General features: G+C 41.3%; 8 protein-coding genes. All 8 read right to left on the bottom strand.

Going from position 1 to position 14,358, the window contains the following annotated elements:
* Positions 1–46 precede the first annotated feature (46 nt).
* The 8 genes from CJF29_RS08150 to CJF29_RS08115 all read right to left on the bottom strand — a co-directional run bounded on the left by CJF29_RS08150 (position 47) and on the right by CJF29_RS08115 (position 14,358).
* Positions 47–1,957, bottom strand: coding sequence for an alginate lyase family protein (locus CJF29_RS08150; protein WP_099146623.1), 1,911 nt, complete (start codon positions 1,955–1,957; stop codon positions 47–49).
* 151 nt (positions 1,958–2,108) lie between these two features.
* Complete coding sequence (locus CJF29_RS08145) at positions 2,109–3,686, bottom strand: glycoside hydrolase family protein (RefSeq protein ID WP_099146634.1); 1,578 nt, start codon at positions 3,684–3,686, stop codon at positions 2,109–2,111.
* Positions 3,686–5,131, bottom strand: a complete 1,446-nt coding sequence (locus tag CJF29_RS08140; protein ID WP_141561019.1) for a glycosyl hydrolase family 28 protein — start codon at positions 5,129–5,131, stop codon at positions 3,686–3,688. The genes CJF29_RS08145 and CJF29_RS08140 overlap by 1 nt, the downstream gene beginning before the upstream one ends.
* A gap of 102 nt (positions 5,132–5,233) precedes the next feature.
* On the bottom strand, positions 5,234–6,553 hold the full coding sequence (locus tag CJF29_RS08135) for an alginate lyase family protein (protein ID WP_099146624.1): 1,320 nt from the start codon (positions 6,551–6,553) through the stop codon (positions 5,234–5,236).
* 24 nt (positions 6,554–6,577) lie between these two features.
* Positions 6,578–8,080, bottom strand: a complete 1,503-nt coding sequence (locus CJF29_RS08130) for an IPT/TIG domain-containing protein (RefSeq protein WP_099146625.1) — start codon at positions 8,078–8,080, stop codon at positions 6,578–6,580.
* Positions 8,081–8,104: 24 nt separating this feature from the next.
* The gene (locus CJF29_RS08125; protein ID WP_099146626.1) at positions 8,105–9,274 is read right to left on the bottom strand and encodes a DUF5013 domain-containing protein; all 1,170 of its coding nucleotides are present in this window, start codon (positions 9,272–9,274) and stop codon (positions 8,105–8,107) included.
* A gap of 25 nt (positions 9,275–9,299) precedes the next feature.
* On the bottom strand, positions 9,300–11,078 hold the full coding sequence (locus CJF29_RS08120; RefSeq protein WP_099146636.1) for a RagB/SusD family nutrient uptake outer membrane protein: 1,779 nt from the start codon (positions 11,076–11,078) through the stop codon (positions 9,300–9,302).
* A 28-nt stretch (positions 11,079–11,106) separates the two neighbouring features.
* The gene (locus CJF29_RS08115) at positions 11,107–14,358 is read right to left on the bottom strand and encodes a SusC/RagA family TonB-linked outer membrane protein (protein WP_255299358.1); all 3,252 of its coding nucleotides are present in this window, start codon (positions 14,356–14,358) and stop codon (positions 11,107–11,109) included.

The following is a 14,358-nucleotide window of genomic DNA, read 5'->3' as shown; positions in this document are numbered from 1 at the left end:
TCGAAGAACTAAATTCCTTCTATGATTATTTTCTCTTTCTCCTTTATTATTTGATATGAATCTTACCAAGAGATAAGTCTTTTCCTGCTTTCTTTATACATAAACGCAACACACATGCTCCGGAAGAAAGGGTAAGTTCTCCTATCTTTTTCTCCTGCCATTGAGTAGATGCCGGAAGAGAAAAAAGAGCAGTCTCCGTTCCTTGATCCGAAGCTACGGACAAGACTGATTCTGTTTTCGACCGATAAGTGACATACACAGTATATGTTCCTGTGACCGGAACTTTCACTGTATAGTTCAACCATTCGCCATCTTCCACTTGTGTTACTACATATTCTTGTCCATTCTTCTTCAACTCCACAGTTCCATCCGGACGATATGCATTTCCTCGTTTCGTTCCTATATTATGATAGGTATGTCCTTCAGGGTTCTCGGACAAACAATAATAATCATAGTCAGCTACTTGAATAGTGCCGGGTAAAGTATGTATGCCGGAAATCCGTTTTCCTGAAGAAAAACTTACCGGCTCACCAGCCATCCAGGGAGTCAGTCGCTTCGTTAATGTGCCCCATCCAGTCCACTCGTAAAACCAGTGGGGTGCTACTCCCCAGTTTTCACAGCCATGATGTTCTATCATATAATCACGATAACGCTTCAACCAAATATAGTCTTTTTCCGGTAGACCGGCACGCACCGCATAATGAGCCAAAGCAATTTCCCGTGTACCACCACTTCCGGCGACATCTCCACGACCCTGAGGTGAGATATCTACAGATTCCCAACGTCCGCTACGACTTTTCACTTGCAGATATTTACCGTTGTCAAAAGTCGCTTCTTCTGGATTCTTTGTAAATCCGGTAGGTTCCCACGGTGTTTGCTGATCGTCATAAGCCTGTACCACTGACAAATTATAACGATAGTTCCATTCCAGTCCTGATAAGATACGATTATTCAGGCAACTATACAAAGAATCCCCCTGATTCCAAGCCATTTCTGCTATCGCGACATAATTATGCACTCCTGCCAATACATGCCCCTGGTCACGACTGGATTCCTGACATTGCCCATTCGGATAAATATAATATTGCAACTGTTCATCATATCCATAGTCTGCAACCATTTTCTCTCTTCCCTGCAATTGATAATCCAGCATTGTCGATGTTCTTTTAATCGGTTCTTCACTGGTAACAGCAGGACCGGAAGGGTAAAAAAGATCATCCTGCCGATGCTTCATCCCCAACAAATAACGATAGGCACGGTGATACATTATTTCATTATCAAGATAAATTGCCATCGCCATCATACCGCGTGCCGCAAATAATCCCTGATTGCCGAAACGTGCCGCATCGAAGTTGTATATGTTCCAGTAGAAAGTCACTCCATTCTTGGAATCATCCATGTAATTGGCATATTTAGAAAAGAAATCTTCCGTATTACTATACCCCGGATAAACCAACATATCTTTAAACCGCTGCTGGTCTTCTTTTTTCCATCCTTCATAATCCCGCATCAGTTCCGCCGCATCTATCAACAGATAAATCTTCCCATTATCCAAAGGACCTGTCCCACGACTACTTGTATTGGTATAATAAGAATTCGCATTCAGATATTCTACGGCTTTGCGTGCATAGGCTTCATCTCCTGTCAGATGCCAAAGCAAGGCCAAATCATGAGCATGCCTGCCGTCTACACCAATTGTTCCGTTAAATTTCCCTTCCCGTATCTGCTCTCCCCTATCCACGACCGATGCTGTCAATGACGAATAAGGTGATTCTTTTAGTTTTAGAAAAGTGGAATAATAAGGTTCCCGCTTTGCTGCAATCATTGCTTTCATCCTATCCAAATCACCTTGCGTATAGGTGATACCCGGATGTACAAAACGACTCTGAGCAAATATAAGATTCTGAAAACTTCCAACCCATATAATCAGCACAATGCCTATCATCTTGTTAATCATAGTGTTTATTTTATCTTTCCTTTATACTTCGATGTTCTATTTTGAACAAAGATACGAATTTTCCCTGTTACCCCAATAAAAAAGGCCAGTGCCCTCACCTATCAGAACACTGACTTAACTTTCAATTAGTAACTATACCAACTGACATTGGCTAATGGAATTCGACTTTATATTCAGTAACATCTCCGATTAAACGAGAGTTGACATCCAATGAAATTGTTATCATCTCATAAGGTTTCAATGCTTTTACAGTTCCTTTCGCTACCGATTTTCCATTACAGGTCACCACTACAACTGTCGATTTAGAAGTTGACAAACCGAAATTTTCAATTCTCACATCCAGCTTGCTTTTCTCCTTATCATATACAGGCCGACGTGCCGAAAGTAATGGAGGCGTATAGCAGACATATGACAGACGGGCATATCCATATATCAAATTACCTTTCTTATCTTTTCCTATCATTTTGGGTGCAAACTCATCTTCCGTAATACCACTATTTTTTCCACTAAAAACGACAATCAAATCTTTACCGGATTTCCTGGTCCGAAGAGGTTTACAACCTCGTCCGAAATTTACTTCCGCATACGAACCAAAGCGCAAAGACTCTATATCCACTTCTGTTTGTGGATTAAAATCATCTTCTGCCGCTATCTTGACTTCAATAGTTCGTGTATCCAGTTTTATCGGTTCCTGATTTAAGACAGAAAGTAATAATCCCTTGTTCAGTGGAATACAAATATTTTTGGAACTATGATTGTCATTGGGAAGGTCATTCCACTTAATAGTATCAATAACGGCAAAATTCATCTGAACAGCACGCCCATACTTATCCTGAAAAACTTTCGGACGTTCATATTTGAACCAATGCTCTACATATCCATCCTTATGGAATGACACACCGGGCACGTATGCTTCTCCTTGTTCAGTGATCCAATGTACTCCGTCTTTCGAACGTTGGTAATAGGCGATTCGTCCTAACCAATCATTTACAATTAAATGATATTGAAGAGAATCCCGCCACACAACAGGATCCTCAAAACGTCCGTCCACGTCGGGATATACCCTTTTATCCGTCAACTGGTTGTAAGTGGAAAGTCCGTCACGACTTACCCACACGCCACCACCACGGCAAACCATCAGATAAGAATTATCCTGCCGACGAGTAAATGTAAGATTAGACAATCCTTCTATAATTTTCCGGTCCCGGGTGTCAAAATTAAACTTACCATACGTCCAAGGGCCATCCACGCTATCAGCAATATAATAACCATCGATTACATAAACCACTATACGCCCGTCTTTCGCAATGAAAGCCTCCGGATTATGCCCCTTACCTATTGAATTCTGTATAGTAAATGGTCCATGTAAATGCTCACTAACAGCATGATAGACTGTAGAGTTTGGCCAAAACATGTGTCCCTTTGGAGAATTTTCGGGCCATCCGCAAACAAACAAATGATACTGACCATCAGAAGTCTGCAAGATGTTTCCTCCCCAGAAAGAAGTCTTTGGAAGTTCAATGCCATTGTCTACATATCGGAGACGTACACTATCGGTTCCCCATACATCTTTCGAAATAACGCTTCCCGGCATAGGCTGGAAACGATCCATAAAACGTCCGCCTTTAATTAAAAACTGCCACTCTTCCGGTCGTTTACGCTCTGTGATTTGCGCATTCATGCCAACAAAGAAACTGCATAGAAAAATCAATAGTAATAGTTTTCTCATCATCTTATTATATCTGTTTTTGTGAAAGTAACCCCTTCTACATGCGGCCCAATATAAAAGCGGGCCATATCCGCCGTTTTATACCATTTCGGTTTATCCGGCATTTCGTCATAAATGGACTCGCCATTAATAGAAAGATTCTCAAAGCGGATATTTTTCACTTTACGCTCCTCATTATGTCCTTCCATTATAGACAGCTCTGCGTTCTCTCCTGTATATGATATGTTTTTAAATAACACATCTTCAATTCCTCTTCCGGGAGCTGTACAATATTTTTCATTATTAAAGATACGCAGGTTCACAATTTGTCCCTGTCTGAAATTCTCTATACGGATATTCTCAAAACGTACTTTACGCACCAGGTTGTTATCCCCTGCATTGATAGCAAGGCAACCTTGATAGTCCACTTGTTTCTCCTTATGATCCAATATATCAATATTAATATAATTCAGGTTTTCGAGTACTTCCGGTTCTTTTGTGTTTCCATGAAGTCCTATGAAAATAGGATGAGCCACGTCGGCCCAAAGAGTAGAATTCTGCATCGTTATATGATTGCATCCTCCCACAAAACCAAGACGAGTTCCGTAAACTGTGGTACAGTCATCCGAGGTACGACAGAAAACACCATCAAACAAAACATTGGTACTGGCAAACACATTCATGCCATCGCCCCATGAATAATAGCTGATGCACTTCACATTACGAATGGTAACGTGGTCCGAACCTCCTGTAGAACACTGTGTAGCAGCAATACCTTCTACATACACATTCTGTGAATTAGCAATCCTGATGCCTCCTTTCACTGTATGGTCAATGATTCCTCTTCCTATCAACTTGACATCATGTACCTTATCAATCACTACACGCCCCATCAGAAGAGCACCACCCGCCAGATAAACTGTTTTGCCAGAAGGAACTTTTAGTTCTCCGTTTTCTAAAGTATGTACGCCCGGAGCATAATAGAGTACATCCGGATCATTTTTATCGGGCACAAATTCTTCAATCGGATTGGCAAACAAATGCAGGTTATGGAAGATATCCCCATTTACCTCTACCGACAAGTTACCGGGACGAGTCAATGAAAAGGTGACTGTATTATTCTCTATTTGAGAGGGGATGCGATATGAAAGAGGGCGAATTCTTGCCGAATTCACTTTTCCCCGATTATAGGTAACAGCTACTTCTACCGTTCCTGAAAAATCAAAAGTCGCCATCGAAGCATTTTCTACACGATGCTTGGTATTCTTTACTTCATCAACCTTGACCAGATAAGTAGACAATGTAGTCCATTCTCCTCCTTTCTGCCGAACCCGAACGGTGAAATCATCATTCAATGCTGCTCCTTGGGGAGCGGCATAAGTTATTAAGGATTCTTTTGCAGAAGCTGATATGCTATATAGTGCAACCGTAGAAAGCAGTAATAATACCCATAGTCTCTTATTCATATAATATCTTACAACTTTTATCATTAAATTTCCTGTCTAATATAGAACATACAGGCCGATACGTCAAAGATATCAGCCTGTATTTATAAATAATTAAAAACTTTATCTCGGATACATCATGGTACCATATCCCAACAGATCATAAGCACCTCCGCTATCACCTGTTTGCGCACCTGTTTCCGGACGCATCTGATTTACCCCCATCAACGTATATTGCATCCATTTGGGCTCCACATTCTTGATTCTTGTATAATGCCAATAGAGTACTTCATACATCGGACGTGTCGATCCTCTACCGTCTGCACTGACTTCCGTATGTACTCCATGATAACCATTATATTCCACAAAGGGAACATCCAATCTTGCTACATTATACTTAGCTACATATTCCGACGCTTTTAAAATGACATTGTTATTATAACCGTAGAAATCGTCTCCTTGATTGTATGTCATTTGAGCTATAACTCCTAACAAACCTATCACCAATGTAGAGTGTCCCTGGTCACGTCCACTCTCCTGAATTTGTGCCAAACCTGCATCATCACCATCAAATACATGAACGATTGTTTTCTTCAAACAGCCATTACCATCACCATTTAACAAATAATCAACGGCTTCGTTATAAATGTCGCGACGGTCGGATAAAATACCAATTGACAACATAGACGCCAGATTTGCCAGTCCCCAGTTTGCCCAGTAGTTCATCACATTAGCTCCATGATGTCTTACAAGGAAATCATGATTAGCAACATAAAAGACATCTACCATCCACTTCTGATATGCTTTAAATTCATCAGAGCTCCAATTAGAATAATCACGCATAAGCTCTCCGGCATTAGCAAACTGATAGCCATACAATCCGGCAGCCAACGACAGATTGGAGTCACCATTGATAGACTTACAGACCGTAGCCCATGCATTCAGAATATTAATGGACGCCTGCGCATATTTCACATCACCCGTTATCTTCCAGGCTAAAGCATAATGATAGGCTGCATGAGCCTGATTGGCAGCATTATTATAATTGTCCGGCTCCGATTCCCAAACTGTATTTCCTCCTCTGATAAGCTTCGCCGTGGGATTAGGCAGAACTGTTATATTAGGGAGCTTAAGCCCGCTAGCAGTCGTTGCCATCGAAGCAGATGCCTGGAAGTGATTGTTCTCGAGAAATTTATTCCAGCCTTCAGTCCATGGAGATTCACCCATCTCCACTTTTTCCTTCACACGTGTCAAATCTTCCGCACTATGTAAGCCTCCTGGATGAATCATTGCCACACTTTCATCCTTTATAACGATGTTGTGAGGAATATCGGTATCACCATTATCCGTTACCCAGTTTCTTTCTATCGGATCAATATCGTCGCCACAAGCTGTTGCCAACGACCATAGACTTATGAACATCAAATAATATATATTTTTCATATTTATTCGTTTTATAAATTAAAACTATTCACCTACATAAACCAGTTTGAGTTCAGTGACTTTAAAGCAAGAACCTTTTGACAAATTAGCTGTAAAGCCAAGACAAATCTCTGTTGTCTCCAATAAATCAAAAGGAATAACCTGAATTGCAACAGGATCATTCTTGCCATGTGCTACAAATTTCCAAAATACATCACCATTACTTCCAGACAAATCACCCGGATTTGGCAATTCTGTTTTATTCTTACTAATCGCAACATAAGGATTACCTTTCAAGACTACTTCACCATAGGTAACTTCCAGTTTATAAGAACCTTTTGGCAAAATAACGTTCTGATACATCTTACCATTATTTATTAATGTTGTGCCTACAACAGCGTCATTGTTCCAACCAGCCTGCATAGCCAATGCCACTCCTTCACCTTGCGTATTCAAATTCAATCCTCCAACGGGCACTGTACACCAGACATTATTCTTATACCTATTCAATAAATTCTGCGCAGCCTCATTCACTATCCAATCAGCAGGTTCAGCCCAAGTATTCGCGTCGCTTTCTTGTCCATCTTTAAATTCATTACGGGCAAACGGAGCTTTATAATTTTTCAGCACATAACTTGATATGTCTGTATTAGCCGCCAACACTTTCAATTCATCCGTAGAAGTAGAAGAAAGCTCATCTTTTGTTACAGTCACTTTACCACCTACAAAATTTGCAGGAACTATCGCTACTATCTTTCCGTTTGCACAAGATTCAACGGAAGCAGCAACTATATCTCCGAATTTGACTGTAACAGCTGAAGGATCGGTTCCAAAGCCTGTACCGAAAATAGTCACTTTATCTCCTGCAAATGCAAAGCTTCCACTCAATACATTGTCTGATTTTATGGTAGTGATAGTCGGCTTCTCAAGCAAAGTGATCTTCAGTGTGTTCTTGGCAGCTTTTCCCTGAACTTGTAATTTGACATCAAATTCTCCAAATATCGTAGTTTCGGGAACAATAGCCTTTATTTCTTCATCTGTACATGAATTTATTGTAAAAGGCACATCCTCGCCCTCTATGGTGCAATACAACTTCACGTTTTCTTTCACGGTGCCGAAATTCTTACCGGTAATCGTCACTTCCGTATTGCCTAGCACTCTTGCCGGTGATATTTCCGTCATTTCAGGATCGGGAATAACTGTAAAGAGCCAATCTGTCGTTACAACCTTCATCTTGTTCGCCTCAATAGTCAAAGGACCGCTAACTGCATTTCCCGGAACCTTTACTACTAGTTTGGTATCTTCGCAAGTAAGCAACTCTACCGGTTCTTCCATACCTGCAAAAAACACCTTCACTAATTCTTTAGCAGCTCCAAAGTTAACTCCTTCAATAGTGATTTCTGTTCCGGCATAGCCACGTTGAGGTGATATATTGGAAACCGACAAAACTGGATTTTCATTTGTCAGCCGTACAATTTCTGCATCATCATCGCAAGAAATAATCAGCAATGAGAACAACAACGGTAATATTAAATATATTTTTCTCATCTGTTTCTTTGTTTTATTTTACGATTATAATAATTCTAATTTTAATTCCGTAGCTCTAAACCAACCGTTTGCGGTTAAAGAACAAACAAATCCAATAGCAACGTCCGTACTTTCTTCTGTCAGTTCAAATTCAAACTGTATGGTAGAAGCAGATCTATTTTCTCCCTCAACCAGATAAAATCCTTTAACCGATTCATTATCTGCAATATTAGTAACATCGGGCAACTCATTTCCTGCTGAAACAGCTAAATAAAGCGTACTGGTTTTCACTCCGTATTCCTTCATATTTACTGTTAAACGGTATTTTCCTTTCGGCAATGTCGTTGTCTGATAGAGTTTACCATTCGTAAAGTTGTTTGCACCCCAACCAGCCTGCAAAAGCAAATTATCACTATTCAAACCTGCCACTTTCTCTGACGCACCTGTATTCAGCATACTGCGCGCTGCCGTATTCACAGTCCAATCAGCAGGTAAGTAGGTGCCGGGATTAGTACCCAATTGCGCATCAGTCATAGCAGGATCTATCTTGAATGGTTGCCTGTAGTTCTTCAGATAAGCAATCGAAACGTCTCCTTTTGCAAGCGGATTCAATGCCGCTCCGGCTACTACCTCAAAGCCATTCACCACAATAACCACCTCTCCCGTAGGGAAATCTTGAGGAGCTACTGCCCGAATCTCTGTTTCCGACCAGCTAGCCACTGTAGCTTTGACACCGCCAAACTTCACTACAACATCTTCTTTAGCCGTGCCGAAACCTGTACCCCTGATTGTAACAGTTTCTCCGGGGCTGACAATAGTAGAGCCACTTTCTGTTATCATTTCAGAGACGATAGGCGAAGGCCAGATCTCATAATTTCCCACATTAACGGAATGGGTCCACACTTGCAAAGTGATGTCACCATTCATTGCTCCTTCAGGCACTTCCACTACGATACAGTTATTATTGCAAGACAATATATTATTCGCTTGTATTCCTCCGAAAGAGACCTTCACTGCTTCCGTACGGTCACCGAAATTAGTACCCAATATTGCCACACGAGACTTCACGTAACCCGCTGCCGGCGAATAATCCGACACTTCAGGAGCAGGATATACATACTGTTTGATATTACTGTCTTTTTCGCAATTAGTAAAGACTACTGTTTCTAAAGCCAGCAAGCAGTAACTGATGGTTTTTATTAATAAACGCTTCATAATCTTATCCTTATTAAATAGTTAATCAATATCCCGGATTCTGTCTCAAATTCGGATTCAAATCAATCTGTGTCTGAGGTATCGGCCATAAATAATGTTTCTTGGCGAACGAGTGATTCTTACTGCTACTAATTACCACACAGTTCAAAAGTCCTTTTCCTGTCTGTACTTTTTCTTCTCCCCATACAAAAGTCTCCGGAATGTAGCGACCTGTCGCAGCACCTGCAGCTGTTTTGAAATCTGTTTCATAACCTTCACCACCAACAACCATGCCGCAACGTGAAGCATTCAATGCATCTTCCGCAATGCCCCAACGTTTCAAATCATCAAAACGGAAACCTTCCATATAAAGCTCGATTGCACGTTCACGGCGAATCTCTTCCAACATATCCAACTCATTATCTTCAACCAGCTTGTTAGTCAGTGCAGCCACACCGGCACGCGTACGCAGTTCGTTAATTCCTGCTAACTGTGCATCGGTCACTTTTCCGTGACGTTCATAGCAGGCTTCCGCATAATTCAAATAGACCTCTGCCAAGCGCAATACCGGATAATTAGCCGATTCATCATTTGCTTTACGATAAGTAGGGTAGTTGTAGGCCTTGAACTTTGTACAGTCATAACCAGCCAGTCCTTTATCCAGTGTCACCGAACCTGCTACCGGTTCTGTCCCACCATTAATATAATTCATCAACCGGTAATCACGGTTCTTAAACTCATCTCCCGTTTTATGATATCCCTGGAACAGATCAGATTTGTCAATAGGCTTACCGTCCGTACAAAGAAACATATCGATCAATTTACGACTCGGAATCATGGACATAACCGTATGGCTCAAATTGATTCCACCTGTTCTTAAATTAATATCATAAACACCATAGAGAATGAATTCTTTATTACTGGTTTTAGTCAATCCAGCCGGGTTACTTCCCGAGTCTTCCAGATTAAACAAGTATAAGTTACTCTGATTTTTTATCTTCTCATTACTATTGTAATTCCAAATCTGATATCCGCCTCTCTTCATCACATCGTCACACAAAGTGATAGCCTCATCCAAAAATTCATTTACCTGATCTTTAGCAGGTCCAGCAGAGCCGGAGAAGTCTGTTGATGTGCCATTATATTTTCTCCAGGTAGCCTCATAGAGCAACACACGCGCCTTAAAGGCTTCAGCAGCCCATTTGCTGACGCGTCCTTTATCTGTGTCCGAGATATTCTGTTCCATAGGAAGACTAGCTATCGCATTCGTCAAATCTGAAAGAATCAAATCAACCACATCGTAACGGCTATTTCTGGAAGATTTTAGTTCCGGAGAGTCTGTATCCAACACAGTCGTAACGACGGGCACTCCTCCAAAAGCTTTCAACAATGTAAAATAATTATAAGCACGGAAGAAATAAGCTTCTGCCAGATAAGGTGCTATTTCCGATGGATTACCCGGATAATCTTTTGCCTTTTGAAATAAAATATTAACGGTACGTATATAACCATAGCATTTATCCCAACGTTCATCTGAAGATGAAATAGTGATAGTTCCACGTCCTACCTCCGGTGAAGCCAGAAAATTGGAAGCCAAATCCGAAGAAGAATCCATAAAGTTATAGATCGAATATTTTCCATACGGTGTACGCCATCCTAAAAGCTGACCATAAAAGCCGGTGGTATATTCTTTAAAATCCGATGCCTTTTTAAAATACACCACATCCGTTCGCTGATCCTGCGGATCGAGATCCAGAAATAGGTCCGAACAGCTTGACAAGCCAAGCAACAAACTGGAAAGAATTGTTATATATAATTTTCTCATATCAATCAAATTTATAAAAGTTATAGAATCAGAAACCAACATTAATACCGAACGACCATGTTCTGGAGAATGGATAGCCGGAGTTTTGCGACATCTCTCCCATTTCCGGATCAAATCCGTCCTTTATGCTTGTTGCCTCCCACAGGTCATTACCGGAGAAGTAAACACGAACTTTTTCCAGTTTTGCTTTCCGGGTCCATACTTGCGGCAAGGTATAGCCGATGACTAATGATTTCAAACGAATGTATCTGTTATTTTGCAACATGAAGTCGTTATTCTCATAATTCCATTTTGCACGCTCCGTATAAATAGTCAGACGTGGAAACTCTGCTGTCGGATTATCTTCCGTCCAGGTCTTTCCCATGAAATTTGAATTTTGATTGGTATATCTGGTAGCAAACGGATAAGCCATCCAGCCCTGTCGCATAATTAATTGCTTTCCAACTCCTTGGAATAAAGCGTTAAAATCGAATCCTTTCCACGAACCACCCAGTGTAATACCAAATAAATAATGCGCATTGCCATCTCCCATGTAAATCAAGTCACTGGATGCACCACCATCCGCAGAGATGGAACGGTCTCCACTTAAATCCAGACGTTTGATATCACCCGGACGAAGCTCCGTGCTACCACCTGCCGGCAAAGATGCCAAGGCCCCTACTCCACCATATTTTGCGTAATAGGCATTCACTTCTTCCTGTGACTGAAAATAACCATCTGTTTTATATAAAAAGAAAGAATTCAACGGATAACCATTCAGGGTTTTATTTTTTCCGGCTGCAATGGTATTAGCTCCTTCCAGTTCCATCAGCTTACTACGTGTATCACTTACATTCGCTGTGACATAGTATGAAAAGTCCTTGATGTGATCACGCCAGGTCATGGAAACTTCCCAGCCTCTTACACGTAAATGTCCGCTATTTGTTTTAGGAGCAGTACCTCCCAAGAGGGCAGGATACGAAACAGTGGACAACATTCCTCTATTTTCTTTGATAAAGTAATCCCAGTTAAATACCAGACGATTGTTCAGGAAGTTCAGATCGACACCGATATTTTTCTGTTCTACGCGTTCCCATGTTCTGGTCAGACTAATCAAGCCGGAGTTATTCAATGAGGTGGAAATGTGCGTACCGGCAGGTGACCCCAAAATAGTGGTTCCCTGGTTAATCGTTGATACGTAATCATAATTACCCAATCCGGCATCATTTCCGGAACTACCGTAACTCAAACGTACTTTACCAAAGTCGAGACCAATAAAAGAAGATATGGGTTTTATAAAATTCTCTTGTGTAAATACCCAGCCTAAAGAGAATGAACCATAATTCTGAAAACGATAACCGTCGGCAAACTTGGAGTTACCATCACGACGCCCCATCAATTCAAGCAGGTATTTTTCCGCATAATCATAGTTGACTTTCGCAATGTATGAATAAGTACCATTCTGAAACTTTCCACCACTATTTCCTTGCAACGTGCCATCAGCCAGATTCAAATCATACACTCCATCATTCTCAAAGTCTTTGCGACCGGCAGCCAACTTCTTTACTTGTTTCTTTTCTGCATTTATACCCATAAGGACAGACACATGATGCACACCGGCAAATGTCTTGTTATACTTCAACAAAGCAGAATAATATTGATAGAAATAGTTTTCGGCAACAGTCAGGTATCCCGGATTATTATGAGCCAGATTCGAAGGGTCTGTGGTATTCAATCCTGTAACCGTAGAGCTAATCATTTGTTGAGCCGGATTTCCAAACCAGTCATAGGTCTGCACCGGAGTCACCCAACGTTCACGTCTGAATTCTTCATTCTGGAAAGAAGCCATACCTTCAAAACTGATTCCTTTCCAGATGTCAACAATCGCTTTCATATCAATACGGGTCGTCAATGACTTTTTAATATCTCGTCCGCCATCGCTTGTCGCAGCAACAGCCTGACGGTCACCTATGTTACCAAAATTGGCATACCATTGCCCGTAAGGGTTCTTTGCAGGGAAGAAAGGCATGTCATTACCATACAAGGAGTTATCCAATCCTACGGAAGGAGACTCTGTGTCTGTATTTACCAGACTTGCTCCTGTCTCCAGTCTTATCCATTTGGCTAATTGATAGCCATAGTTCAAACGTAAGTTGATCTGCTTTTGTCCGTCATAAGCTGTTGCCAGATTGGCCTGATTATCGGCATAGGCTGCCGATATACGGAAATCTGATTTATCAGTGGCACCGGAGATACTCAAATTATGCTGATAAGAAAAACGAGTGGCAAACATTTCCTCCAGACGGTTGGCATTACCAATAAATATATCTCCATAATACTGGGTAGGATAGATGCCTTCAATACCTTGCGCCATTTTCTCCATATTTGCCTGTGAAACCCATGCCCACCAATCGGGCACTTTTTCTTCTTCGTTGGCAGCCAACCACATTTGGGCGTATTCGGACATGGAAGGTGAAAATCCTGTAATACCATTGGTATTGAAGCGCATATTGAAGTTATAATCGACGCTTACTTTTCCTTTGCCTTTTTTAGTTGTTACCAGGATTACCCCATTTGCTGCTTTCGCACCATAGATAGAGGCTGCACCATCTTTCAAAACGCTGATGTTTTCAATATCATCAGAGTTCATATTCTGAAAAGATTGTCCATTCAAAGCAGGGACTCCGTCAATAATGATTAACGGTTCACCTCCATTGACAGAGGTAGCTCCACGAATCTGAAATTTCAAGTCTTCATTTCCCGGACGGGCGGATGAACGAGTCACCGCCAAGCCCGGTGTCTGTCCCTGCAATGCCAGACCGACATTAGTTACCGCACGACTATCCAGTGCTTTGCCACTCACTTGCTCAATAGAACCGGTCAACGTAGCTTTCTTTTGTGTTCCATAACCTACAACAACTACTTCTTCCAATGCATTATTGTCTTCTTTCAGTGTTATCTTTATTTCGGGACTATTGCCGATAGTCACTATCTGGTCTACATATCCGATATAGGTAATCTTCAACTGTTTTGCCCTATCAGACACTTTCAAGCTGAATTTTCCATCGAAATCTGTAATTACTCCTTCTTGTGAACCTACAACAACGACGTTACAACCAATCAACGGTTCACCGTTCTGGTCTGTAACGACTCCTTTGATTGTTCTCCCCGTTTGAGCAACAATCAAGTTTTCTTCTATTCCGGTGTTTGCCAGAAGCAACGTGCCGGATGAACCGCCTATCAACATAGCTAAAGCTATTACGGCTCCTTTACTAGATAAGAAACTGGGGTTAATTCTCAT

This window comes from Bacteroides celer (assembly GCF_002632415.2).
GTDB lineage: Bacteria > Bacteroidota > Bacteroidia > Bacteroidales > Bacteroidaceae > Bacteroides.
This window is presented reverse-complemented; position numbering and strand designations above follow the sequence as displayed.

Bases quoted from the DNA above. Each gene is read 5' to 3' on its own strand.
- CJF29_RS08150 (WP_099146623.1), bottom strand. From the start codon at position 1,957: ATGATTAACAAGATGATAGGCATTGTGCTGATTATATGGGTTGGAAGT.
- CJF29_RS08115 (WP_255299358.1), bottom strand. From the start codon at position 14,358: ATGAGAATTAACCCCAGTTTCTTATCTAGTAAAGGAGCCGTAATAGCT.
- CJF29_RS08125 (WP_099146626.1), bottom strand. From the start codon at position 9,274: ATGAAGCGTTTATTAATAAAAACCATCAGTTACTGCTTGCTGGCTTTA.
- CJF29_RS08130 (WP_099146625.1), bottom strand. From the start codon at position 8,080: ATGAGAAAAATATATTTAATATTACCGTTGTTGTTCTCATTGCTGATT.
- CJF29_RS08140 (WP_141561019.1), bottom strand. From the start codon at position 5,131: ATGAATAAGAGACTATGGGTATTATTACTGCTTTCTACGGTTGCACTA.
- CJF29_RS08145 (WP_099146634.1), bottom strand. From the start codon at position 3,686: ATGAGAAAACTATTACTATTGATTTTTCTATGCAGTTTCTTTGTTGGC.
- CJF29_RS08135 (WP_099146624.1), bottom strand. From the start codon at position 6,553: ATGAAAAATATATATTATTTGATGTTCATAAGTCTATGGTCGTTGGCA.
- CJF29_RS08120 (WP_099146636.1), bottom strand. From the start codon at position 11,078: ATGAGAAAATTATATATAACAATTCTTTCCAGTTTGTTGCTTGGCTTG.